Here is a 24,407-nt window from a genome sequence, read left to right as displayed (position 1 = left end):
CGTTTTGTTAATGAAAGCATGACAAATACGCAGTTGCGCGTATCACTCTTTCAGGCGTGCCCATAAATAACGCTGATAATCTGGGATAGTAATATCCACTTCTGACTGGAAGAGCGGAGAGGCAATCAGGAAATCCGCCGTTGCCACATTGGTGGCGACCGGAATATTCCACACGGTTGCCAGACGCAGCAGGGCCTTCACGTCCGGGTCGTGAGGAACGGCATTGAGCGGATCCCACAGGAAAATCAGCAGATCAATTTTTCCTTCCGCAATCAGGGCGCCAACCTGCTGGTCACCGCCCATCGGGCCACTCAGCATACTTTTTACCGTAATTCCGGTGCTGCGCTGAACCATATTCCCGGTGGTGCCAGTGGCATAGAGAACGTGTTGCGACAGTTCAGCAACGTTTTTATCCACCCATTTCATCAGGGTATTTTTGCAGTGGTCATGCGCGACCAGGGCAATGTGTTTTTGTTTGGCGATCGTACGGGTCGTGTATTCCATCTAATTCCCTTCAACGCGAAAGTAAGAGTGGAACACAGAATACTGAAACTCCGTTTTACTGCATAGCGCGGGGGGAACAATTCGGCATTAAGAAAGAGAATGCGTGATGCAGATTAAGTTACGAGGCGCGTTCTTGTTTTTCCGGCAATTTAAACCAGAGCAACAATTGTTCGATACCCGCATTGGCGGCCAGACGCGTCCAGAGCGGATGAAGATAAGCGATGGAAATTTGCGAAGGAACATCACTCGCCAGCGCCGATTTTCTGTCGGTATTCCCTCTGGCAAAAGAAGGTACGGCAGCGCGTGCGCCGGATAAGTTATACGTCATCATGAGCTTTTCAGCGGCAGCCGTATTGCCCGGATTAAAGAGGCTCAGGACATCGCGTTGGGTAACCAGAGTTTTTCCCTGATCATCCACCAGCTGATAATTCATTTGCTGACTGAACTGGGCGGTGTCTTTTTCATTGCTCAGTGAAGGCAGGACGAAGGAAACTGAGCGGCTTCCTTTGGCATTGAATGTGACAATCAGCGCCGGAGAGTGATAAATCAGCGCGTTTTGCGCGGCAGCAGGGTGCAGATTTTTGCTGACCTGAAACAAAATCTGATGCTGCCCGCCATCCAGCTCAAGGCTGTCTGCGCCTTTCAGGATCGCGCCAGACATCTGTTTGCCGTCGATAACCAGCACATCCACATCCGCAGACAGTTTGAGTGAGGTCGCAGAAGCTGACGCCATCAGGCTGAAGCTCGCTAATGCGACCAGCGCACGACAGACTTTCATTCTTCTCTCCTCATACACACCATTGCTCATCCTCCATTATTCAGTAACGGCGATTGTGTGTCAAAGTTTTACAAAATGTTTTAATTTCACATAAGGCAATTCCGCACACCGATCCTTTTTGCGCCAGGCCCTGTCGAAACGGTCAGGCTGCGTTACACTTAGCGGAGACTGGTCAAAAGGAGATAACCCCGTGCAAGACAATGATATTCGCAAAATTCTTGAGGACGTAAAAACGATCGCTCTGGTGGGGGCCAGCGACAATCCTGGCCGCCCGAGTTATGGCGTCATGGCCTATCTGCTTTCTCAGGGATATAAGGTCATTCCGGTCAGTCCGAAACTGGCAGGGCAGGAACTGCTGGGGCAAAAAGCGGTGGGATCGCTGGCTGAAATCGCAGAACCGGTGGATATGGTCGATGTTTTCCGTAACGCGGAAGCCGCTTACGGTGTAGCGCAGGAAGCCATCGCAATTAAAGCAAAAGTGCTGTGGCTGCAACTGGGCGTAATCAACGAACAGGCCGCTGTGCTGGCAAAAGATGGCGGGCTTAAAGTGGTGATGGATCGCTGTCCGAAAATTGAAATCCCACGTCTGGGCATGGAAAAGTAACCGTCTCAAGTAGTGATAAGACGAAAAAAAACCGGCCCAAATAGCCGGTTTTTCATTATGCGTGCGCGGCACGATCAGTTGCGCAGACGCGGTGCCTGTAACTGACTGCGGATAGAAGCAGCCAGGTCATCCAGAGACGTTTGTTCCGGGTGCGAACGGGCAGCTTCATGGTCAATCTGAATTTCTGCCAGATACGTGTGAACCGGCTGGCCTTCTTCATCTTCCATTACCACGTGATACCAGGGCGCGGCACGCATTGAATCGTCAGCGGCAACGTCATCGACGCCGGGTTTTTCGAGTGAATATTCCGCGTCGACGTCAATTACCACGCCTAAATAGCCTAACAGTCTGTGGCGAACTTGCTGGCCGATACCGTACTTGCTGGCAATCATAGTCATCTCCCAAAATCATCATTAATCTCTATATGGAGATAAAATGTGCTATTTCAAGTTTTGACCGCTTAATCTGCTAAAAATTCTGCGACGCGCTGCCGGAACAGCACGTCGTGATCATCGGATTAATTCATCACCAGACAGGCAAAGCCTTTCAGGTATAAACCTTCCGGATATGCGCCGGTCACCGGGTGATCGGCAGCCTGACGGAATTGCTCCACGAACTGAATTTCGCGACCGGCATCCAGTGCGGCGTCAGCGAGGATTTTCTGGAACAAATCGGTTGGCAGCAGGCCGGAACAGGAGAAGCTCAGCAGAATTCCGCCCGGACGCAGCAGCTGAATCGCCAGCATATTGATATCTTTGTAGCCACGACAGGCGCTCGCCAGCTGGTTTTTGTTCTCAACAAATTTCGGCGGATCCATCACAATCATGTCGAACTGCTGGCCTTCCGCGCGGTATTTACGCAGCAGCTGGAAAACGTCTTCGCGGACGAATTCGGCTTTCGACAGATCCAGTTTGTTCAGCTCAACGTTCTGACGCGCAACGTCCAGCGCGGCCTGAGAGGTGTCCACGTTGGTGACTTTGGTGCAGCCGCCCATCAGCGCAGACACGGCGAACGCGCCGGTGTAGGAGAAACAGTTCAGTACATTGCGGCCTGCGGCGTAGCTGCGTGCAGCAAAGCGGCTGTCACGCTGATCAAGATAGAAACCGGTTTTATGGCCTTCTTTGATATCAACCAGCAGGCTCATGCCGTGTTCCTGAATCGGCAGCAGGGCAGGCGGTTCTTCACCGACAACATGGCCCTGAACCAGTTCCAGACCTTCTTTTTTACGCACCGCAACGTCGGAACGATCCCAGATTGCGCATTCCGGATAGCAGTGTTGTAAGGCGGCAATCAACGGCGCACGCTGGTATTCAGCACCGGCAGACAGCAATTGCAGCACCAGGAAATTCTGGAAGCGGTCAATGGTGATGCCCGGCAGACAGTCGGATTCACCGGCAATCAGGCGGTAACCGTCCAGCCCGTCGCGTTTGGCGATATAATCACGCCAGCTTTGCGCCTGCTGTAAACGGCGGATGAAGAAATCAATATCGATATCTTCATCTTGCTTGAAAGTCCAGACACGGGCACGGATCTGGGATGACGGTGAATAAGCACCGCGCGCCAGCCATTTCCCCTGACTGTCTACAATATCAATAGTGTCGCCGGAATTGGCTTTACCCTCGACGCGCTGAACAGCGCCGGAAAACACCCACGGGTGGCGGCGTAAAAGTGATTTTTCGCGGCCTTTGGCCAGAATTAAACGTGCAGTCATAAAATTAGGTTCTGTCGGTTCGGAGACAAAAAAGAGCGACATTGTCCGGTCATGCAGGTGAAATTGCAACGAACCATACCGCTAACGGAGAGAAATATTATGGCAAAAGTCAGTATAGCCGCCTATGTCTACGGCATGGTGCAGGGTGTCGGTTTTCGTTTTGCGACACAACATCAGGCTACCGGATTAGGGCTGACCGGTTATGCAAAAAATCTTGATGACGGCAGCGTCGAAGTGGTGGCGTGCGGCGAACAGGAGAAAGTGGATCAGCTGCTAGCCTGGCTGAAACAGGGCGGCCCGAAACATGCGCGGGTTGATCGTGTGCTGAGTGAGCCCGCCGCTCCCGGTCATTACACCGATTTCAAAATCAAATACTGAGCATTACAGGCATTTTACCGGTTTTGGCAGGCCTGCGATTTTGGTCGCCTGTTTGGCCGGGCCTTTCGGGAACAGCCTGAATAGATAGCGGCTGTTGCCTTTCTCTTCACCGTATTTCCGGGCCATCGCTTTCACCAGCATGCGCACGGCCGGTGATGTATTGAATTCGAGATAAAACTCGCGCACGAAACGCACCACTTCCCAGTGCGCATCGGTAAGCAGAATGCCTTCTTCTTCTGCCAGCAGCGGCGCCATGCCTTCCTGCCAGTCATTACTGTTTTTCAGGTAACCCTGAGCGTCGGTTTCTATTACCTGACCGTCAAACTCCAGCATACAACCTCTGACCTGTAAAAATGCAGCCGACAGTTTAGCAAAAAGCCCCGTCTGACAAAATAAAAAGCCCCGCACGGTGGCGGGGCTGGAACGGATTACGTGTGTAATCAGTTACGTGATGACATCCCGAGAATGCTCAGCAGGCTGACAAACACGTTGTAGAGCGACACATACAGGCTGACCGTGGCGCGAATATAGTTGGTTTCGCCGCCGTGAATAATATTACTGGTCTCCCACAGGATCGCGCCCGCTGAGAACAGAATAAACAGGCAACTGATCGCTAGTGACAGCGCCGGAATTTGCAGGAACAGGTTCGCGATAACCGCGACCAGCAGCACGACAAAGCCCGCCATCATCATGCCCGACAGGAACGACATGTCTTTTCGCGTGGTCAGCACGTAAGCCGAACAACAGAAGAAGACCAGAGCCGTACCGCCAAGCGCCAGCATAATAATGTCACCGGCACCCACGGAAAGCAGGGAACTCAGCAACGGTCCGAGCGTGTAGCCCATGAAACCGGTCAGCGCGAAGGCTGACAAAATACCCGCCGGGCTGTTCGCCGTGCGGTAAGTCAGGAACATCAGGCCATAGAAACCGACGATAGTCAGCAGGAAGCCTGGTGCAGGTAAGCGGAGAACTGTACTCGCCGTCGCAGTGATCGCCGAAACGCCGAGCGTCAGTGCTAACAGGAAATAAGTATTACGCAACACCCGGTGTGTGCTTAACAACGAGCCTGCGCGTGATGACGTAGAGGCAGCGTAACGATCCATAATAAAATTCTCACTTTTAACAAAACGTTGGAGTCGGTGAAAATACAGTCAGACTGGAGTGTAAGTAGTTGCGTGACGTCATTAAAGACGTTTTACCCTTCTTTACCTCCCTAAGCGCCGCTAGACGGGGTTTCCTGATGCCAAAATCGCCGTAATGATGCTTAAATCGCCGCTTGAGAACCGAATGCCTGTTTTTCAGGCAATTGAATGCAATCAGGCTTTACAACCCGATCGGCTATGTTTATAGTTCGCTTCGTTGCGGAGGGGTGGCCGAGCGGCTGAAGGCACCGGTCTTGAAAACCGGCGATGGGAAACCATTCAAGAGTTCGAATCTCTTCTCCTCCGCCATATACAACACAAGAAAGCTGCTAAGAAATTAGCGGCTTTTTTTGTGTCTGAAATTTGTGAAGCTGATTTAAATGCTCATTAAATCAACAAAATAGACTGAAAATAATGTTTGCATCTTTTTTCCGGTCTTGTATACTACGCCCCGTACTGAACGACTGATGTCGCAAAGTACTTGTTGTTTACGGAGGGGTGGCCGAGCGGCTGAAGGCACCGGTCTTGAAAACCGGCGATGGGAAACCATTCGAGAGTTCGAATCTCTCCTCCTCCGCCATAAACAACACATTAAAGCTGCTAAGCAATTAGCGGCTTTTTTTGTGTCTGAAATTCGGGAGTTTGCGCGAAGACGTGCTGTTGTGCGGGCACGAAACGCCCGCAGTGGCTGAATAAAAGGGCTAAAAACTACGGTAGGAAAACGTGCGCATGGCCTTCCACGCAGATATCTACTGCGGATCCCACTGAAATATTCCTCTGGCTGACCATCCTGATATCGAGTATCTGCTTGCTGTCAGTAAGCTCAAGGCTGAGCGTCGAGATGAATCCGGCAAAATCAATGCTGACCACTTTTGCCAGACAGTGCGCCGCGCCGGTCAGTTTTTCTGCGGGCGTAATGCGGATTTGCTCAGGGCGCAGCATGATGCGGGCGTTGCCTGTCCGGAAAGCATTATCCACCGCGATATTTCCCAGCGCGCAGTGCGCCCGGCCGCGTTCAAGGCGTGCGTCCAGCAGTAACGTTTCCCCTAAAAATGTGGCAGTCAGCTCGTCTGCCGGACGCAGATATAATTCCTGCGGCGCGCCGACATGCGCCAGTTTGCCATTTCGCATGACCGCAACCTGATCGGCAAATGACAGCGCTTCAGTCTGATCGTGCGTCACCAAAACGGATGCGATGCGCGTTTCCGCCAGCAATTCCGCCACTGCTTTTCGCGTTGATGCGCGCAGGGCGGTGTCGAGTGCCGAGAACGGTTCATCGAGTAACATCAGTACCGGCTTTTGCGCCAGCGCCCGTGCCAGCGCCACGCGTTGTTGCTGACCCCCGGAAAGTTCGTGCGGCCAGAGTGCAGCCAGACGCCGGTCCAGCGCCACCATGTCCATCAGCTCGTCGATGCGGGTTTGTTTCTCACGTTTTCCCCCCGTCAGTCCGTACGCAATGTTCCCGGCAACCGTGAAATGCGGAAACAGCGCGCCATCCTGCGGAACAAATCCGATACCTCTTTTATGCGCGGGCACGTGTAATCCGGTGCCGTGCAGCAGATTTCCCTGCAAAAAAACTTTGCCGTGATCGGGATTTTCAAACCCGGCGATAATGCGCAGTAACGTGGTTTTTCCTGAGCCGGAAGGGCCGACAATCGCCGTCCGGCTGCCCGGGGTGACGCGCAGGTCGATATTCTCCAGGACTTTGACGCCCGTGTAAGATTTGCTGATTCCACGCAGTTCGAGCGTACTCATAGTCCGGCCTTACGTTGAGATTGTGAATAAAGGATCCAGGTCAGCGGCAGCGACAGCAAAACGATTAGCAGCGCATAAGGCGAGGCCGCAACATAATCAATTTCACTGGTCAGCGCCCAGAACGCCGTCGCCAGCGTGCGAGTGCCGTTGGGTGCCAGCAATAATGTCGCGGTCAGCTCATTGGTGACTGCAAGGAAAACCAGCGCCGCACCGGCGGCGGCACCCGGCGCGGCAAGGCGCATCGTCGTGCTCCACAATGCCTGAAAAGGAGAGCGCCCTAGACTTCGGGCGGCGTTTTCCAGTTCAACCGGTGCCTGGGCGATCCCCGCCCGAAGATTGATTAATGCTCGCGGCATAAACATCAGCAGATAGGCGAACAAAATCGTGATTTCCGTCTGATAAAGCGGGCGTGCAATGCGGATGGTAATAGTGACCAGCGCCAGCGCAACGACAATACCGGGCAGGGAACTGGTGATGTAATTGCAGCTTTCCAGAAAGCGGTATAACCGCCCCGGATAACGCACCGAAATCCAGGCCATCGGCACCGCGCAGACCGTGGTGATTGCCGCACCGGCCAGCGCGTACAGCAGCGTTTGTTTTAACGCGGGCCACAGTTGCGGGTTAAGCCAGACATCGGTGCCGCCAAGATAAAGCCAGCGCGCCAGCGTAACAAGGGGAACGCCGAGCGAAAGGGCGGTCAGCAGGACAGGCAGGCATAAACTCAGTGCAGTCATACCGGCGCTCATCGGGCGCAAAGTCTGGCGTCTGGCGCTGCCGGAGCCGACGCGGGCGTAGCGCGTTTTCCCGCGGCTGGCGGTTTCCACCAGCAAAACGGCAAGGCAGCACAGCGCCAGCACACCGGCCAGCATATTGGCGGCGGGGCCGTTAAAGGTGGACTGAAACTGATCGAAGATCGCGGTTGTAAACGTATCAAAGCGGATCATCGCGTAAAGGCCGTATTCCGCCAGCAGGTGCAGGGCAATCAGCAGCGAACCGCCCCAGACGGCCAGTTTCAGCTGCGGGAGGATCACACGAAAAAAAACCGCGACGGGTGGTGAACCGGATGACGCTGCGGCATCTTCCAGCCCGGGATCGAGCCGTCGTAAAACCGCCGCCGCGGGCAAATAGATAAAGGGGAAATAAGCAATCAGGGAGATAAATACGCCTGCGCCCAGCCCGTGCATTGACGGAACCAGGCTAATCCAGGCGTAGCTTTGTACAAAAGCCGGAACGGCCAGCGGCGCGGTAGCCAGTAAAGACCAGATCCGGCGGCCGGGCATACGGGTTCTTTCAGTCAGCCACGCCAGCCCAATGCCGGTGACGGCGCAAAGCGGCAGCGTGATGACCACGAGCAGCACGGTATTGGTCAGTAATTCGACCACCCGCGGGCGAAAAACCAGTGCCTTAACCGTTTGCCAGCCGGTATCGAGGGTAATACCAACCACAAATTCCAGCGGCAGCAAAGACAGCAGGGACAGCAGCACCGCCGCCAGCACAATTCCGGTTCCTGCCCGGCGGGAGGAACCGTTGCGGCGGATACGCCATCTGGCGCGGACACCTTCGAGACTCATATTCGACATGATGATTAAGGCACGCTGCTCGTGAAAATTACTGCTGTTACAGCAGACCGGCTTGAGTCATTAAATCGACCACTTTCTTGCTGTTCAGCTTAGACGCATCGACTTTCGGCGCATCCAGATCTTTGAGCGGAACCAGTTTCGGGTTAGACGCGGCGTTTACGCCAACGGCATATTCAAATGCATCGTTAGTGCGCAGAATTTCCTGCCCTTGCTTGCCGGTGATCCACTTAACAAATTCCTGCGCTTCTTTCTGATGCTTGCTGGAAGCCAGAACGCCGCCGCCGGAGATGCTCACAAACGCGCCCGGATCTTTATGTTTGAAGTAATACAGCTGCGTATTTTTGCTGTTTTCACCGGTTTTGGCCTGATCCACAAAGCGGTAGTAGTGATAGATGATCCCGCCGTCGATCTGCCCGGCGTTCACGGCTTTCATTACGGTGCTGTTGCCTTTATAGGCGGTGAAATTGGTTTTCATCGCTTTCAGCCATTCCAGCGTGGCTTTTTCGCCTTTCAGCTCCAGCAATGCGCTCACGATGGCCTGGAAATCCGCGCCGGAAGGTGAAGCCGCCCAGCGGCCTTTCCATTCCGGTTTTGCCAGATCCATCAGTGATTTTGGTAACTGTGCTTCGCTGATTTTTTCCGGGTTATAGACAAAAACGGTAGTGCGGGCGGCGATACCAATCCAGCGGCCGTGCGCCGGGCGGTAAGCGGAGTCCACCTGTTGCTGAGTGGCGGAATCGAGCGGGGCGAACAATTTGGCTTTATCCACCAGTACCATTGCCGGTGAGTTCTCGGTCAGAAACACGTCGGCCGGAGAGGCGCTGCCTTCCTGCACCAGCTGGTTGCCGAGTTCGCTGTCGCCGCCGTTACGCAGCGTGACTTTGATACCGGTGTCTTTGGTGAATCCGTCGACCCAGGATTGCACCAGATTTTCGTGCTGAGCGTTGTAAATGACGATGCCTTCGTCGGCGGCGTGGGCAGTGAAAGCCAGCATCAGCGAGGAAGCGAGTAAAGCGACTGGCCCGAGTGAAGAAAAACGTAACTTCATAAGAAAATCCTTTAGAAAGAAAAAAAAGAAGAAGATAACGACGTCACTACATGTGCAAAGCGTGAATATGCAAAAAGTTACACTGCAAACCATTCTGAAATTGATTCGTATTTAATTATGTAAAAACATCTCATCATCTTTCAGCCCCGCTTTATGACACATCCAAGATTAAGAAAACCTTAGGGACGTGATTCCTCTTCAAAAACCGTTTCTTCTTTCTGCCCGTATTGCCGTGGCGAACAGCCGAGCGTGCGTTTAAACGCCGTGCTGAATGCACTTTCTGACTCATAACCCAGTGACAATGCCACGCTGGAAACCGGTTCGTTACCGTTTGCCAGCCGGTCTCCGGCCAGCAACATACGCCAGCGGGTCAGATATTCCAGCGGCGCGCTGCCGACGGCCTGCTTAAATTTCAGTGAGAAGACCGAGCGCGACATGCCTGCGCGTTCCGCCAGCGTCTGAACCGTCCACCGGTGTGCGGGATTTTCATGCATCGCGTTCAGCGCTTTCGCTAATTGCTTATCCGCCAGTGCGGCAAACCATCCGCTGGCCCCGCGATCCGGCGCGTTATCGACGTGCATCCGCAGCGCCTGCACCAGCATCATGTGCGCCATATGCTGCGCGATAAGCAAACCGCCGGGGCGTTCGTCGCGCAGTTCCTGCATCATCTGTTCTACCGCCCAGCGCAAACTGTCTTTGTCGGATTCTTTTGAGATATGCACAACCGGCGGCAGCATCGCCAGCAGGGTCGGGGCGTTGGTTCCGCTGACGGCAAAACGGCTGCCGGTCAGGAAGAAATCTTTGCCGCCATTACACGACACCGTGCCACCGCCGCGCGCCTGTTCAAAAATCGGCCCGGCATCGACCGGTGAAATACTCAGATCGCTGGCGAGCCGGAAAGGGCGGCCGCTGGGCAACACGAAACAGTCTCCGGCTTTGAGATGAACCGGTTCAGGCACCGATTCGACGGCCAGCCAGCATTCGCCGGTAATAATCGCATTGCATTTAATCGACTGATAATGAGAGGGAAATTGCACGGACCAGTCTCCGCCAGCTTCAAAGCCTTTGGACATATAGCTGCGTGGTTTGAGCAGCGACAACACATCAGAAAGAGGATCCATCAGCGGCTCCGGACGATTGCAAAGATATTACGGACATTAGCGCATAGATCGTCTTTTCTCCAGCTCCTATATTTCATGGCGTAGTCTTTCTTTTTTCAGAGAACACAGAGGAAATTGCCATGCGTATATTTGTAACAGGAGCAACAGGTTTTGTCGGTTCTGTGGTCGTGGAGGAATTGCTGCGCGCGGGCCATCAGGTGCTCGGGCTGGCCCGTTCCGATGCGTCAGCGCAGGCGCTGAAAGCAGCCGGAGCCGGTGTGCTTCGCGGCAGTATTGAAGATCTGCACAGCCTGAAAGCAGGCGCGGCGCAGGCCGATGGCGTGATCCACACCGCGTTCATTCATGATTTTTCTAAATTTAAGGAGAACTGCGAAAAAGACCGGCTGGCGATAGGCGCGCTGGGCGAGGCGCTGGCGGGAACGGAAAAACCGCTGATCGTGACGTCCGGCACGGCGCTGGTGAATAACGGCCAGCGGGTGACGGAAAAGGATTTGCCGGATCCGCAGGGCGGAAATCCGCGCGTGGCGTCCGATCTGGCCGTCGCCGCGCTGGCAGAGCAGGGCGTGCGGGTTTCGCTGGTGCGCCTGCCGCCGTCCGTGCATGGCGCGGGTGACCACGGTTTCGTGCCGATGATCATTGCGATGGCGCGGGAGAAAGGCGTGTCGGCGTACATTGGCGAAGGCGAAAATCTCTGGCCTGCGGTTCACCGGCTGGATGCGGCGAAAGTGTTCCGGCTGGCGCTGGAAAAGGGCGCGCATAACGCGGTTTATCACGCGAATGCCGAGGAAGGCGTGCCGTTCCGCGAGATCGCGCAGATGATCGGCAGACACCTGAAGATCCCGGTTGAAAGCAAAACGGCAGAAGCCGCCGCGGCGCATTTTGGCTGGTTTACCCACTTCGCGGGGCTGAATAATCCGACGTCCAGCGAGCTGACCCGCAAGGTTTTGGGCTGGAAACCTGAGCATCAGGGCTTACTGAAGGATATCGATACCGCCGGATACTTTGATTAATTCCTCACGCAAATCAGGCTGCGTTTGTGGCCTGATTTTAACGTCTCGCCGTGGTTTTAATGGTGTTAATTGCCTAAAAAACGCCCCGACTCACAAATCGGGAAGATAAAAACAATCCCTCATTGCCTGTCTGACGTTATGCGTTATGTTGATTTTTAGTTTCCCAAATGTAACTAGAGGTTAACAATAATGTCTAAAAAATTACGTCTGTCTCTGATTGCTGCTTCTGTACTGATATCTTCCTCCGCAATGTCTGCCCTGCCGCAGGGCTATCCTGCGGATTACCAAAAAGTCGTCGATGCCGCGACCAAAGAAGGCAAAGTGGTCGTGTATTCCACCACCGACACCAAAGCCGCCGGCCCGCTGATTCAGGGATTTGAGGCCACTTATCCGGGCATTAAAGTGGAATATAACGACATGAACAGCACCGAGCTGTACAACCGTTATATCAGCGAACAGGCGGCAGGCGGCACCAGCGGCGACGTGGTCTGGAGCTCTTCCATGGATACCGCGCTGAAGCTGGCGACCGATTACGCGCAGGAATACAAATCGCCTGAACAGGGCCAGTTGCCGAAATGGGCGGTGTGGAAAGACAAAGCCTACGGCACGACCTACGAACCGGTGGTGTTTATTTATAACAAACGTCTGATCCCGGCCGGTGATGTACCGGATTCCCACGCCGCACTGGCAAAACTCATCGCCAGCCAGACTGAGAAATTCAACAAAAAAGTCACCACATACGATATCGAGAAATCCGGCCTCGGCTTCATGCTTTCCGTGCAGGATTTCAAAGCCGATCCGAACTATTTCAAAACGCTGGCTGACGTCGCCAAAGGCGGTTTAGCCGTGCAGTCTTCCACCGGCACCATGATGGAAAGGGTGTCCTCCGGTGAAAACCTGATTGGTTTTAACATTCTCGGTTCCTACGCCGAAGCCCGCGCCAAAACTGATCCGTCGCTCGGCATTTCCTATCCGAAGGATTACACCCTGGTGCTTTCGCGCGTTTCCTTCATCAGCCAGCAAGCCCAACACGGGAACGCCGCCAAACTGTGGCTGGACTACGTGCTGTCTGAAAAAGGGCAAACCATTCTGGCAAATCAGGCCGACATTCCGTCAATCCGCAACGATATCGAAGGTAAAAACGACATCGACGGTCTGACCAAACTGCTAGGTAATGCGCTCAAGCCAATCCCGGTCGATGAAACCCTGCTCGAATATCTGCAACAGAAAAAGCGTCTGGATTACATCAAAGAGTGGCGCGCCGCAGCACAAAAATAAGACTCACGGAGGCGTCCGCGCCTCCTGTTCTCTTGCCTGATTTCGTTGTTCAGGGTTCCTAACCGAAGGGAAGTAACATGAATGCATTGCGCAGAAAGTGGCAAAGCTTGCCGCGTGGCATTGTGGTGCTGATAACCGCGCTGGTTATCTACATTCCGTTGTCGTTCATCGTGATACAAAGTTTTCTCTCCGCTCCGTTCTTCTCCCCGTCAAAAGAGTGGAGCCTCGAGTCTTTCGGATTTATTTTCACCGATCCGGATTTTTATAAGGCGTTGAGAAGCGGCTTTATTCTGGCCTTTGGGCTGGTGGTGATCGCCATTCCGCTGGGCGGTATTCTGGCGTTCCTGATGGTGCGCACCGATTTGCCGGGCCGCCGCGTGATTGAACCGCTGATCCTGGTGCCGATTTTCGTCTCGCCGATGGTGTTAGGTTTCGGTTACGTCGTCGCCGCCGGGCCGGTCGGGTTCTTCTCGCTGTGGGCGCAGTCGCTGATCGGGTTTGTGCCGTGGAACATCTACGACATGTCGAGCATCGTGGTGATTGCCGGGTTGACGCACGTTCCGCACGCTTATCTGTACATCTCCTCGGCGCTGCGCAGCGTGGGTTCGGATGTGGAAGAAGCCGCGCGAACCGCCGGTGCCTCGCCGCTTCAGGTCATGACCGCCGTCAGTTTGCCGATGGTGCGTCCTTCCATTTTATACGCCACCGTGTTGCTGTTTTTCCTCGGGCTGGAAGTCTTCGGGCTGATGCTGGTTCTCGGCGACCCGGAAGGCAACATGGTGCTGGCAACTTACCTGTATCAGCTGACCAACAAACTCGGGACGCCGTCTTATCATCTGATGGCCGCCGTTGCGGTGGTGCTGATTTGCATCACCATTCCGCTGGTGATGTTGCAGCGCCGCCTGATGCGCACGGCGAACCGCTTCGTGACCGTCAAAGGCAAAGCCTCGCAGGCACGGGCGTTGCCGCTCGGGAAATGGCGCTGGGTGGCCGGTGCGGTGGTGGCGTTCTGGCTGACCGTCACGATTGGCGTGCCGCTGCTTGGCGTAATGCTGCGTGCGTTTATTTCTAACTGGGGCGTCGGTGTTTCCCTGTGGGATGGGCTGTCGTTCAACACCTTCCGCACGATCTGGGAACAGCCGAACCTGCTGCGCGCGATCGTCAACTCGATGGCAATTGGTGTCATCGGTGGCGCGCTGGCGGTGGCCTGTTATCTGTTTATCGGCATTGCGATGCACCGCAAACCGGACGGCGTCACGCGTTTCCTCGATTACAGCGTACTGGTGCCGCGTGCGGTGCCGGGCTTGCTGGCCGGTCTGGCATTTTTGTGGGTATTTCTGTTCCTGCCGATGTGGCTGGATAACGCACTCAAATCCGGCTGGCTTTCCGGGATGCCGTGGTCGCAATGGTTACGTGACAACCTGGTGGTCTGGCTGCGTTCCCTGCGTAGCACCATTTTCAGCGTCTGGCTGGCGTACACCGTGGTGTGGATGGCGTACGGTCTGCGGCTGATTTCTTCCACGCTGTTGCAGGTCGGCCCTGAGCTGGAAGAAGCGGCGCGCAGCACCGGCGCAACGCGCGGGCAGATTACCCGCCACGTCACCATTCCGTTGTCGCGCTACGGCCTGATTGGCTCGTGGTTGCTGATGTTCCTGATTTTCGAGCGCGAATATTCCACCGGTGTGTACCTGTTATCGCCGGGGACGGAAACCATCGGCTCAATGCTGGTTTCCCTGTGGGCGGCGGGTGCGATCGACATCGTTGCCGCGCTCTCCTTTATTAATATCCTGCTGGTGGTGTTAGGTCTGGGTATTGCCCTTCGTTTTGGAGTCAAATTACATGATTGAATTATCGGTCGAGAATCTGCACTTAACCTACGGCGACAACCCGGTGCTTAAAGGCGTGTCGATGGATCTCAAGCGCGGGGAAGTGGTGTCGTTGCTCGGGCCTTCCGGCAGTGGCAAAACCACGTTATTGCGCGCCGTCGCCGGGCTGGAAAAGCCGACGCAGGGCACCATTATCATCGGCAAAAACAAAGTCTACGACGGCACGCCGCGCAGCGAAATTCCGGCAGAAGAGCGCAACCTCGGGCTGGTTTTCCAGTCTTATGCGCTGTGGCCGCACAAAACCGTGTTCGAGAACGTGGCGTATCCGCTGAAACTGCGCAAAATCGCAGCGGGTGAAATCACTCAGCGCGTGCAGGATGTGCTGAATCAGCTCGGGCTGGGACATCTGGGTAAACGCCATCCGCATCAGCTTTCCGGCGGACAGCAGCAACGCGTGGCGATTGGCCGGGCGCTGGTCTACAACCCGCCGGTGATTTTGCTCGATGAGCCGCTCTCCAACCTGGATGCCAAACTGCGTGAGGAAGCCCGCGTGTTCCTGCGTGAGCTGATCATCAAACTGGGGCTGTCGGCGCTGATGGTCACGCACGATCAGAACGAAGCGATGGCGATTTCCGACCGCATTCTGCTGCTCAATAACGGCAAAATTGAGCAACAGGGCACGCCGCAGGAAATGTACGGTTCGCCAAAAACCTTGTTTACAGCGGAATTTATGGGCAGCAATAACCGCCTGCACGGGAAAATCGCCGAAGTCCGCGACGGCAAAGCGCGGATCGAAGGCAGTGGCTGGACGCTGTGGGGGCAGGCGGGCGACGGCGTGCAAGCCGGGCAGGAAGGCACAGCGGTGATCCGCGTTGAGCGCGTGGTGCTGGCAGACGGGCCGGGCGATAATCAGCTGGAATTACCGCTGCTGACCAGCATGTATCTCGGCGACCGATGGGAATATCTGTTCCGCACGTCCGGCGATGATTTTGTGATCCGTGCGTACGGCTCTGATGTGCGCGATCCGCAGCATTGTCATCTGTCTTTACCGGAGCAACATGTGTGGATCTTCCCTAAACAACAGGGAAGCACTCAGGGCGCTTGACACAAACAAGGGGAATCGACAGATTGGTTCCCCTTGTTTGTTTAAAACGGTTTTTCCATGACTCAGATTTCATCTTCCACCGCTAACAGCACCTTAAAAATTGTCAGCCTGGCCGACGTTCCTCAGTATCTGGACGTCGTAACCGAATACCTTCACGGCGAATGGTCTGACTTTCCTCACTGGGCCCAGAAAGAGTATATCCGCCAGCGGCTTATACAGCGGATGAACAGCCGCGGACGCCAGTGTGTGCTGATTGCGCTTGATGAAGATGAGCAGGTTGTGGGCACGGCGGGTGTGATGCGTTACGAACTCAGCGATGTTGCGGAACGCAAATACTGGCTGGGCGAAGTGTTTACGCCGCGTCATCTGCGTGGAAAAGGGATTGGTACGGCGCTGGTCAAAGCCTGTATCAGCCGCTCGCGCGATGCCGGGCTGGAAACGCTCTGGCTGTACACGCCGGATCAGCAGGGGCTGTACGGACGTCTTGGCTGGCAGGAAGTGGAAAATCGCGAAGTCGATAATGAACAGGTCACCGTGATGCAGCGTTCGCTCCGCTGAAGCTATTCATGCTCTTCCATTCAGGGGAACCGCGTCCTGCGGTTTCCTGAAATATTTCTGTCATTTCCTGCGCGTAAAATTCTGCTTCTTATCCAAATAATGCAGAATAATCATGATTTTAACTTCTCATTCACGTATTGGTAAAATACCTTTCAACAGATTATTTCGATCTGTTTTCACAAAGCGTCCACGGGGAATACTTTTCGGGGTAATTTGCGTTATCGCCCTGTTTTCTGCTTTACAGATTTTCTCCACCGTTGTGCTCACTAATATTCTTCAGGACGCGCGCAACAACGTCATTGCGACGGAAAACCTGCGTCAGCAACAGGCGGTGATGGATAAAGCCCGCATGGAACTGCTGATGGCCAGCGACAAACTCAACCGCGCAGGCATTTATTACATGCAGGATAAAGAAACCGGTTCCGACGGCAGCTGGCATAGCCTGATGCAGGAATCGCTGGATTCCCTGACCGCCTCGCAAAAAGCGTTTGCCCGTTTCGACGTCATGACGAAGAACGCCGACAAAGCCACCGCCGAGCTTAAAGCCAGCTACCAGATGTTCTTTGACGGGCTGCGCGAACAGTCGGATGGACTGCAAAAAAACAACACCATTGATTCCTTCTTTGAAGTACCGATTCAGGCATTTCAGGATGATTTCAGCCAGAAGTATTACGCCTATCTGGACGTCAACGAACACATGGCGGTGTCGCTCAGCGACCGTTTGCTCAGCTCGCTGACGCAGGCGAAAACGTTATTTATGGGCGCGCTGGTGATTCTGGCGGTGATCGCCGTTCTGGTCTGGCGCGGGGTCACGGCGTGGATCATCCGCCCGCTGCAACGGATGATCGGGCATATCAGCGTGCTGGCCGCCGGGGATTTATCCCGCGACGTCGAAGACGATCATTCACGTGTGATTGAAATGCGCGAGCTGGGCGTAAGCCTGCGCAACATGCAGCGCGGCCTGCAAAAGCTGGTCAGCGAAGTGCGCGATGCCTCCTCGCACATCATGCTTAACATCAACCAGATGGCGAAAGGCAACGAAGAGCTTTCCGCCCAAGCGGCCATTCAGAGCGAAGAACTGAAAGCGGCGACCGAACACATCACCCATTTGAATGAGCGGGTCAAAGAAAATGCCCTGCACGCGCAGCAGGCCAGCAAACGCGCCGAACAGGCCAAAGGCGTGGCGACGCGCGGCGGCGAAGTGATGGGGCAGGTGGATACGGCGATGAAAGAGATTGTCAGCCAGTCGACGGAAATGAGCAGCATCGTGTCGATGATCGACAGCGTGGCGTTTCAGACCAATATTCTGGCGCTGAATGCGGCCATCGAAGCGGCGCATGCCGGGCAGCACGGGCGCGGCTTTGCGGTGGTGGCAAAAGAAATCGGCCTGCTGGCGCAAAAAAGCAGCCATTCCACACGCGGCATTCATCAGCTGATTGACGATTCCGTAGAGCAAATCGGACGCGGATCGGCGTCTGTCAGCGTGCTGAGCCAGAGCCTGGAGGAAATCATCAACATCTTCAACGGTCTGAGCGCGCTGGTGAATGAAATTTCAGAAGCGACGTTGTATCAGGGGCAAAGTGTTCACGATGTCTCCGAACGGATCACCGCGCTCAACCATGTGACGTTGCAAAACGGCAAACTGGCCGATCACGCGGCGGCATCTTCCCAGCAATTGCTCGACCAGTCGCAGCGGCTGGAAAGGGCTGTAGCGCGTTTCGGGCTGGCAGCGGCGTAAGTAAAGATTAAAGATTAGCTTTTATGCCAGACCAGCATGCTGCCTTCGCTGTGCCCGGTGACCGGATCGGTCGCCGGCAGCGGCACGGCCTTGACCGCTTTAGTGCGCGCGGCCAGCAGCGGCAGCTCGTCATGACACAAATCGGCTTTGATGTCCGGCGGATAAGCGCCGACCAGCATAAAATCCTCGTCGGCGGAAATCTGTTTATGGCCGATACCAGCGGGCAGTAACAGGACGTCGCCGACTTTCACGTCAATAATCTTGCCGTGTTCGCCGCCGAGTTGCAGCTTGGCCGTGCCGGAAAAAACGCCCAGCGCTTCATGCGTATTTGAGTGGAAATGCGTGAATGTATAAACCGGATAACGCCACTGCGGCGGCCAGCCGTTGGAGCGGAAAAGGTGTTCGAGATAATCGGCGTTATCGACGGCATCGGGCGGGATCACGCGGTGATAAATCAGCACCGGTAAAGGATTATTGGGTACGCCGCCATCGGGTTTATCAATCAGCAAAGTGTCCATCGCGACCTCTCTGGGATCCGCAAAGCCCAAACGGGGGATCGGCAACAGGGCCATCACACCCAGCAAAGTCACAAACCGGCGTCGGTCCAAATGCATCAGGATTAGCTCCTTGTCGCGCAATCAAAGGCTTACATCATTCATGTATAGATCATAAATGGCGGGCTGGCCTCTTTTTAACGGGCATTTTTTTGCCCGCCGGAAACCGGTTAAATTCGCAACAACAGTTATCAGAAAAAACTTAAAAACTGTAGCAATCAACAAATATAAGTCATATTGGCTGGCTATATCGGCCATCTCTTCTAGTCTTAACAATACAAAAAAGACCTCAGGAGGAGATGTTATGAATAAGAAAATGTTAATTATGGTTGCTACAGCAGTTTCTGTACTGGCAGGGTGTCAGACTTACGATCGTGCAGCGAGTTACGTGAAAGAACCTGTCGTCAGCGACGTTAAAGTCGGTATGACCAAATCTCAGGTTCGTGCTATTGCAGGGCCACCGTCAACGGAAGCGACGCTGGTACACGCGAAAGGGACTTGTCAGACTTACGCTGTCGCCCCGCGTGACGGCAAGGCGCAGACTTACTTCGTCAGCTTTAACGACACCGGTCATGTCATGAATAAAGGCTATCAGTCTTGTTCAGACTATGACAAAGATCCACAGGCCGCTCAGTAATACGGCCTGGTTTCTCCCCCGGCGAAGGGGGAGAAGCCCTATTCTCAGGCTTTCTCCGTCACAATCCTCACGCCGACTTTACTCACCTGATTCCCGTCCATTTCTGCAATCGTCCACGTCAGCCCGTCCCATTCGATATGGTCACCGATCACCGGTTCGCCACCCAGCAGGCGGATAACGAAGTGGCCCAGCGTTTGCGACTGGTCAACGGAATCTTCCAGGTTCAGGCCATACAGTTGTGAAATTGCATCCAGCGGCGCATCGGCCTGCAAAATGAAATCCCCGAAGAAACGGTCGTCGAGCACGACTTTATTGCTGTCGCTGAACAGTTTACCCAGCTCCGGTAAATCCTTTTCCTGACCGATGACACACAGGATATCGCCTTCCTTGAGCCGCGTACTGCCGGTCGGATGCAGCATTTCCTTACCGCGGAACAGTGCCGCAATCCGCGTCGCCTGCGGCATTTGCAGGTCACGCAGGGCCGCGCCGACGCACCATTTGTCGGAGCCGAGCTGATAAACAAACTGTTCCCAGTCGTTATAAACGTCGATATCCAGCCCGACGCGGGAAATCGGCGTCGGCTGCGGCGGCACCAGCACTTTGGCTTTTTTGGCCGCAAAGCCCAGAGATGTGCCCTGAAGCAACAGCGATACCAGCACGATAAAGAACGCGACATTGAAATACAGCGTGGCGTTTGGCAGGCCAGCCATCATCGGGAAAACCGCCAGAATGATCGGCACCGCGCCGCGCAGGCCGACCCAGGAGATAAAGAAACGCTCGCGCAGGGTGAAGTTTTTGAACGGGATCAGGCTGACAAACACCGAGAGCGGTCGGGCCAGCAGGATCATCCACAGGGAAAGCGCCAGCGCCGCAAGGGCAATCGGCAGCAAATCGCTCGGCGTCAGCAACAGGCCGAGCACCAGGAACATCCCGATCTGGCTCAGCCACGCCAGCCCGTCGAAGGTCTGCAAAATGCCGTGACGGTTACGGATTGGCATATTCCCCAGCATCAGGCCGCACAGATAGACCGCCAGAATACCGCTGCCTTCCAGCGCCATGGTGGCCGCATAAACCAGCAGGCCGCCACTGAACGCTAGCAACGGATAGAGCCCGGCGGCCAGCGTAATCTTGTTGATGAGTTTATGCAGCAGCCAGCCGCCGCCGACGCCAAACACAATGCCGAGGCCAAACTGGCGCACGACGTCCACGACAAACATCAGGCTCAGCCCGTGTTCACCTTTGGAAATCATGTCGATTAGCGTGATGGTCAGGAAGACTGCCATCGGATCGTTGCTGCCGGATTCAATTTCTAACGTGGCGCTGACGCGTTCGTTCAGGCCTTTTCCGCCGATCAGCGAAAACACCGCCGCCGCATCAGTGGAGCCGATAATCGCGCCAATCAGCAAGCCCTGCATCAGATTGATGTGGAACAGCCAGGCGGCCGCCAGCCCGGTCAGACCGGCGGTAATCAGCACGCCGACCGTCGCCAGTGAAAGTGCCGGCCAGAGGGCGACACGGAACGAAGAGGCGCGGGTGCGCATTCCGCCATCAAGCAAAATCACCGCCAGCGCCAGGTTACTGACCAGATACGCGGCCGGATAATTATCAAAGGCAATGCCACCGATCCCGTCGACGCCGGCCAGCATGCCGATCGCCAGGAAAATGACCAAAATAGGGATACCGAGCTTCGAAGAGAACGAACTGAGCAAAATGCTCGCTGCGACTAACAGGGCGCCAATAAAGAAAAGGGTATTAATCGTGCTGGCGTCCAAGAGAGATCTCCTTGTAAAGCTTTAAGGGCGCGGGGGAAGTGCGGTTGAGTTATCAATGACAACAGGTCTAATTTATCAGGAAAATGAGCGTCTTGCTGAGGTCATTTAGGATTTTTATTAGTTGCACTTAAGAATAAAAAACTATGCTTAAAGATGAGTAATGTCCATGAGTAGTGAACACAAAAGGAACTAAAAATGAGTGAATATACCGGTGTACGCCGTGAGGTGCTGAAAGACGGCGCGATAAAACATGTGGTTATCCGCGATGCTGGCGGTACTGAACAGGCGATCGCGGCAAAAGATTACATTTCGCAAGGGATCCTGCCCGATCTGAATGAGTTGCCCGAAGTCAGTACGGATAGTGAATTTCCGGTCGCCGGAAAAGGGTAAGCCCCCGCAGGGTGCCTGCGGGGAAGGGCTGTAGCCGCTTAAACCCCTAACCGGTCGCGCAGTGAATAATAAGCGGCGCCGAGCATGGTAAACGGCACCTGGAAGTTGCGGCCACCGAAGAACGGCATGTGCGGCAGGCGGGCAAATGCGTCAAAACGTTCCGCATCTCCGCGCAGCACTTCGGTAATCAGCTTTCCGGCCAGATGCGTGAGCGTTACGCCGTGGCCGCTGTCGCCCTGCATATAGTAGATATTTTTTTCCAGCCGCCCGAACTGCGGCAGGCGCGAGAGCGTCAGCAGGAAATTTCCGCCCCAGCGGTAATCAATCTTCACGCCCTTGAGCTGCGGGAACGTGCGGTTGAGTTTTGGCAGGATCACCGAATCAATGTTCGGCGGATTCTTCCCGCCGTAGGTCACGCCACCGCCGTAGAGCATGCGGTTATCGGCTGTAAGACGGAAATAGTCGAGCAGATAGTTGCAGTCTTCCACGCAATAATTATTCGGCAGCAGCGACAGTGCCATGTCATCGGACAACGGCTCCGTGGCAACAATCTGCGAACCGCACGGCATGCTCAGGCGCGTCAGGCGTGGCGCGAGTTGCTGGCTCAGATACGCATTGCCCGCCAGAATCACATATTTCGCTTTAACCGTGCCTTTCGCCGTATGCGCGATGGCCGGTTCGCCGTGTTCAATGCGCGTGACCGCCGAGCCTTCAAAAATGCGTCCGCCGTGGCGGCGTATCGCTTCGGCCTCGCCCAGCACCAGATTCAGCGGATGAATATGCCCGCCATTTTTATCCAGCAGACCCCCGACATAACGGTCGGTGGCGATTTCGCGGCGAACCGCGCTTTCATCAAGCAGTGTCAGTTCGGTATGGCCGTAGCGGTTCCAGAGTTTTTGCTGGTCACGCAATTTATTGAGCTGTCTTGTGCTCAGCGCCGCAAAAATGCAGCCGGGGCGGTAATCGCAGTCAATCGCGTACTGATCAATGCGCTGGCGGATGATATTTGCGCCTTCAAACATCATGCTGCCGAGCATGTCGGCGGTCTGGCGTCCATAACGGTCTTCAATCACATCGATATCGCGGCTGTAAGAATTGACCACCTGACCGCCGTTGCGCCCGCTGGCGCCCCAGCCGACGCGCGCGGCTTCCAGCACCACCACGTCGTAACCGGCTTCGCACAGATATAACGCTGAAGAGATGCCGGTATAACCGGCACCGACAATACAAACGTCGCACTCAATATTGTCATTAAGCTCAGGCCACGGCGCGTGAGCGTTGACAGAACTGGCGTAATAGCTGTCGGTGTGAGGCGCACCGGCAGCGCGGGGACTTCCTGTTTGAGCACTCATGATGACATCCTTCTTTGGGTTCCCGTCGTCAGGCCCAGAACGCTGACAACTAGAAGGTATTAGGGGTATGTGCGCTGACTATCCTGCAAATCCGCGTCGAAATATTACTGAAACTATGAGGGTTCGCGGTGTTAATGGCATAGCTTTGGCCCGCACGCAGCGGGTAGCTCTGACCGTTGATGGTTAAGATGATTTCTCCTTCGAGCAGGGTGCCGACTTCCTCTCCCTGATGTTTAATTTTGTCGCCCGTTGTGCTGCCGGGTTGATAGGTTTCCAGCAGCATGGCGACCGCGTGGTTTGGCGTGCCGTTATGCACCATTCGCATGGAAACACCCCGGCTGCCGATCTCAATCAAATCTGCTGCATTAATGACGATTCTCGGTTCGTCACTTTTGCGCTCTTCGGCGAAAAACTCCGATAACGACAGCCCGTAAACCCGCAATAACTTTTGCAACGTACTGACGGCGGGGCTGACTTTGTCCTGTTCGATGGTACTGATGGCGCTGTGCGTCAGGCCAGACAACTCGGCGGCTTTACGTTGTGACATGCCCAGTTGCTGACGAATTTCAGAAAGCCGGCGACCAGGCGCCAGACTGACTTCGCTCATCCCTTTATTCCTCTTGTGCGCTCCGGGCCTGATGGCCTTTGCGACACGCCGCGATAAAAGCGTTAAACAGCTGACGGGAAACGGGATCCGTCAGGCTGTGCCATTCCGGATGCCACTGCACACCCAACGCAAACGGGTGACCGCGGACACTCACGGCTTCCACCAGATTGTCCGGCGCACGGGCTTCGACAGCCAGTTCTGCGCCCAGACGTTTCGCTCCCTGACCGTGCAGGGAATTCACCTGAAACTGCTGATAGTCGGGTAATAATTCTGAAAGTAAGCCGCCCGGTTCGATAAACACCGGATGCGCGGGATCGTACTGCGCGTCATGCGGCAACGACGTGTCTTCGCGGTGATCCATAAAGCCGGGTTCTTCCTGCACCTTACGGTACAAACTGCCGCCGGTCGCAACCACCAGCTCCTGTAAACCACGGCACGCGGCAAACAGCGGAATTTTTTTATCCAGCGTAGCGCGGATAAGCTGCAAACTCAGACGGTCTCGGCCCGGATCGGCCAGCGCTTCGACGCCTTCTTCACCGTACTGATGCGGCTCAATATTGCTCGGGCTGCCGGTGAGGAAAATGCCGTCCAGACCGCGCAGGATCTGGTCTATCGCCCCGTCGCGTGCCGCCAGTTCGTGTGGCAGGCAAACGGGCAGGGCGTCGGCGTTAAAAATAGCGTCCAGATACTTCTCGTGGACGGTGAGCGCCGGGTTTTCATCCACCGTGTTTTCGCACATCACAACCCCAATGACCGGTCTGTAGCTTGTCTGTTTTCCTGCGGATGCCGTGGAAAATATATTGCCCATAATACCGCCTCTTTGAGTTGATGAATGTGTCGCCAGCGCGTGCCTCCCCGCACGCAAAGGGTCGTTATCTGTCAATAATAATGAACTCCTGTTGAACAATTTAGCAGCGCACTGATGGCTTTTCAAACTGATATGTTGCGTGATTGTAGGT

At 55.0% G+C, this 24,407-nt stretch carries 25 protein-coding genes and 2 tRNA genes; 12 read left to right on the top strand and 15 right to left on the bottom strand.

Annotated features, from left to right (window positions below):
- Positions 1 to 42: 42 nt before the first annotated feature.
- Together KWG64_RS06545 and KWG64_RS06540 are read right to left on the bottom strand one after the other, a co-directional pair.
- Positions 43 to 504: a methylglyoxal synthase gene (locus KWG64_RS06545; protein WP_152324124.1), complete on the bottom strand. Its 462-nt coding sequence runs from the start codon at positions 502 to 504 to the stop codon at positions 43 to 45.
- Between the two features lie 118 nt (positions 505 to 622).
- On the bottom strand, positions 623 to 1,282 hold the full coding sequence (locus KWG64_RS06540) for a DUF2057 family protein (protein WP_195812764.1): 660 nt from the start codon (positions 1,280 to 1,282) through the stop codon (positions 623 to 625).
- A gap of 190 nt (positions 1,283 to 1,472) precedes the next feature.
- On the opposite strand from KWG64_RS06540, the gene KWG64_RS06535 reads away from it, so the two are divergent.
- The gene (locus KWG64_RS06535) at positions 1,473 to 1,886 is read left to right on the top strand and encodes a CoA-binding protein (RefSeq protein ID WP_152324122.1); all 414 of its coding nucleotides are present in this window, start codon (positions 1,473 to 1,475) and stop codon (positions 1,884 to 1,886) included.
- A gap of 74 nt (positions 1,887 to 1,960) precedes the next feature.
- Here KWG64_RS06535 and hspQ read toward each other — a convergent pair whose 3' ends face one another.
- Entirely contained in the window at positions 1,961 to 2,278 is a 318-nt protein-coding gene (hspQ, locus tag KWG64_RS06530; protein ID WP_104921500.1) for a heat shock protein HspQ, read from the bottom strand.
- Positions 2,279 to 2,403: 125 nt separating this feature from the next.
- Positions 2,404 to 3,597, bottom strand: a complete 1,194-nt coding sequence (gene rlmI, locus KWG64_RS06525) for a 23S rRNA (cytosine(1962)-C(5))-methyltransferase RlmI (protein ID WP_218521320.1) — start codon at positions 3,595 to 3,597, stop codon at positions 2,404 to 2,406.
- 99 nt (positions 3,598 to 3,696) lie between these two features.
- Between rlmI and yccX the strand changes: the two genes are divergently transcribed.
- Positions 3,697 to 3,975, top strand: coding sequence for an acylphosphatase (gene yccX / locus KWG64_RS06520; protein ID WP_101075882.1), 279 nt, complete (start codon positions 3,697 to 3,699; stop codon positions 3,973 to 3,975).
- 3 nt (positions 3,976 to 3,978) lie between these two features.
- On the opposite strand, the gene tusE is transcribed toward yccX, so the two are convergent.
- Complete coding sequence (gene tusE, locus KWG64_RS06515) at positions 3,979 to 4,308, bottom strand: sulfurtransferase TusE (protein WP_195824419.1); 330 nt, start codon at positions 4,306 to 4,308, stop codon at positions 3,979 to 3,981.
- A 107-nt stretch (positions 4,309 to 4,415) separates the two neighbouring features.
- Complete coding sequence (yccA, locus tag KWG64_RS06510; protein ID WP_152324118.1) at positions 4,416 to 5,078, bottom strand: FtsH protease modulator YccA; 663 nt, start codon at positions 5,076 to 5,078, stop codon at positions 4,416 to 4,418.
- 260 nt (positions 5,079 to 5,338) lie between these two features.
- Here yccA and KWG64_RS06505 point away from each other — a divergent pair.
- Positions 5,339 to 5,426 (top strand) — tRNA-Ser (locus KWG64_RS06505).
- Between the two features lie 183 nt (positions 5,427 to 5,609).
- A tRNA-Ser gene (locus tag KWG64_RS06500) sits at positions 5,610 to 5,697 on the top strand.
- 128 nt (positions 5,698 to 5,825) lie between these two features.
- On the opposite strand, the gene KWG64_RS06495 is transcribed toward KWG64_RS06500, so the two are convergent.
- From KWG64_RS06495 to KWG64_RS06480, 4 genes are all read right to left on the bottom strand, one after another.
- Positions 5,826 to 6,872 (bottom strand): ABC transporter ATP-binding protein, encoded by a 1,047-nt coding sequence (locus tag KWG64_RS06495; RefSeq protein WP_218521319.1) that lies wholly within the window; start codon positions 6,870 to 6,872, stop codon positions 5,826 to 5,828.
- Complete coding sequence (locus KWG64_RS06490) at positions 6,869 to 8,452, bottom strand: iron ABC transporter permease (RefSeq protein ID WP_218521318.1); 1,584 nt, start codon at positions 8,450 to 8,452, stop codon at positions 6,869 to 6,871. The genes KWG64_RS06495 and KWG64_RS06490 overlap by 4 nt, the downstream gene beginning before the upstream one ends.
- A 37-nt stretch (positions 8,453 to 8,489) precedes the next feature.
- The gene (locus KWG64_RS06485; protein ID WP_218521317.1) at positions 8,490 to 9,500 is read right to left on the bottom strand and encodes an iron ABC transporter substrate-binding protein; all 1,011 of its coding nucleotides are present in this window, start codon (positions 9,498 to 9,500) and stop codon (positions 8,490 to 8,492) included.
- A gap of 179 nt (positions 9,501 to 9,679) precedes the next feature.
- On the bottom strand, positions 9,680 to 10,621 hold the full coding sequence (locus KWG64_RS06480) for an AraC family transcriptional regulator (RefSeq protein WP_218521316.1): 942 nt from the start codon (positions 10,619 to 10,621) through the stop codon (positions 9,680 to 9,682).
- Positions 10,622 to 10,740: 119 nt separating this feature from the next.
- Between KWG64_RS06480 and KWG64_RS06475 the strand changes: the two genes are divergently transcribed.
- The 6 genes from KWG64_RS06475 to KWG64_RS06450 all read left to right on the top strand — a co-directional run bounded on the left by KWG64_RS06475 (position 10,741) and on the right by KWG64_RS06450 (position 18,136).
- Positions 10,741 to 11,631, top strand: a complete 891-nt coding sequence (locus KWG64_RS06475; protein WP_218521315.1) for an SDR family oxidoreductase — start codon at positions 10,741 to 10,743, stop codon at positions 11,629 to 11,631.
- Between the two features lie 189 nt (positions 11,632 to 11,820).
- Positions 11,821 to 12,909, top strand: a complete 1,089-nt coding sequence (locus KWG64_RS06470) for an ABC transporter substrate-binding protein (RefSeq protein WP_218521314.1) — start codon at positions 11,821 to 11,823, stop codon at positions 12,907 to 12,909.
- A 77-nt stretch (positions 12,910 to 12,986) separates the two neighbouring features.
- Positions 12,987 to 14,756, top strand: coding sequence for an iron ABC transporter permease (locus tag KWG64_RS06465; RefSeq protein WP_218521313.1), 1,770 nt, complete (start codon positions 12,987 to 12,989; stop codon positions 14,754 to 14,756).
- A complete protein-coding gene (locus KWG64_RS06460; protein ID WP_218521312.1) occupies positions 14,749 to 15,840 on the top strand; it encodes an ABC transporter ATP-binding protein in 1,092 nt (363 codons plus the stop codon). The genes KWG64_RS06465 and KWG64_RS06460 overlap by 8 nt, the downstream gene beginning before the upstream one ends.
- A 57-nt stretch (positions 15,841 to 15,897) precedes the next feature.
- Entirely contained in the window at positions 15,898 to 16,398 is a 501-nt protein-coding gene (locus KWG64_RS06455) for a GNAT family N-acetyltransferase (protein ID WP_195824428.1), read from the top strand.
- Between the two features lie 112 nt (positions 16,399 to 16,510).
- Entirely contained in the window at positions 16,511 to 18,136 is a 1,626-nt protein-coding gene (locus tag KWG64_RS06450) for a methyl-accepting chemotaxis protein (RefSeq protein ID WP_218521311.1), read from the top strand.
- Positions 18,137 to 18,150: 14 nt separating this feature from the next.
- Here KWG64_RS06450 and KWG64_RS06445 read toward each other — a convergent pair whose 3' ends face one another.
- Complete coding sequence (locus tag KWG64_RS06445; RefSeq protein WP_218521310.1) at positions 18,151 to 18,750, bottom strand: cupin; 600 nt, start codon at positions 18,748 to 18,750, stop codon at positions 18,151 to 18,153.
- A gap of 244 nt (positions 18,751 to 18,994) precedes the next feature.
- Here KWG64_RS06445 and osmE point away from each other — a divergent pair, with 244 nt between their 5' ends.
- Positions 18,995 to 19,327, top strand: coding sequence for an osmotically-inducible lipoprotein OsmE (gene osmE / locus KWG64_RS06440; RefSeq protein WP_195812751.1), 333 nt, complete (start codon positions 18,995 to 18,997; stop codon positions 19,325 to 19,327).
- Between the two features lie 44 nt (positions 19,328 to 19,371).
- Here osmE and KWG64_RS06435 read toward each other — a convergent pair whose 3' ends face one another.
- Positions 19,372 to 21,099: a potassium/proton antiporter gene (locus tag KWG64_RS06435; RefSeq protein WP_195812750.1), complete on the bottom strand. Its 1,728-nt coding sequence runs from the start codon at positions 21,097 to 21,099 to the stop codon at positions 19,372 to 19,374.
- A gap of 195 nt (positions 21,100 to 21,294) precedes the next feature.
- Between KWG64_RS06435 and KWG64_RS06430 the strand changes: the two genes are divergently transcribed.
- Positions 21,295 to 21,489, top strand: a complete 195-nt coding sequence (locus KWG64_RS06430; protein ID WP_195812749.1) for a hypothetical protein — start codon at positions 21,295 to 21,297, stop codon at positions 21,487 to 21,489.
- 38 nt (positions 21,490 to 21,527) lie between these two features.
- Here KWG64_RS06430 and KWG64_RS06425 read toward each other — a convergent pair whose 3' ends face one another.
- The 3 genes from KWG64_RS06425 to puuD are packed head-to-tail and all read right to left on the bottom strand — an operon-like array spanning position 21,528 to position 24,256.
- Positions 21,528 to 22,841: an FAD-binding oxidoreductase gene (locus tag KWG64_RS06425; RefSeq protein WP_195812748.1), complete on the bottom strand. Its 1,314-nt coding sequence runs from the start codon at positions 22,839 to 22,841 to the stop codon at positions 21,528 to 21,530.
- A 49-nt stretch (positions 22,842 to 22,890) separates the two neighbouring features.
- Positions 22,891 to 23,448, bottom strand: coding sequence for an HTH-type transcriptional regulator PuuR (puuR, locus tag KWG64_RS06420; RefSeq protein WP_195812747.1), 558 nt, complete (start codon positions 23,446 to 23,448; stop codon positions 22,891 to 22,893).
- A 4-nt stretch (positions 23,449 to 23,452) separates the two neighbouring features.
- Entirely contained in the window at positions 23,453 to 24,256 is an 804-nt protein-coding gene (puuD, locus tag KWG64_RS06415; RefSeq protein WP_217153051.1) for a gamma-glutamyl-gamma-aminobutyrate hydrolase, read from the bottom strand.
- Between the last annotated feature and the right edge of the window lie 151 nt (positions 24,257 to 24,407).

This window comes from Rahnella sp. PD12R (assembly GCF_019200965.1).
GTDB classification, from domain to species: domain Bacteria; phylum Pseudomonadota; class Gammaproteobacteria; order Enterobacterales; family Enterobacteriaceae; genus Rahnella; species Rahnella laticis.
The sequence above is the reverse complement of the archived record's forward strand: the minus strand, read 5'-3'. Positions and strand labels throughout refer to the sequence as shown.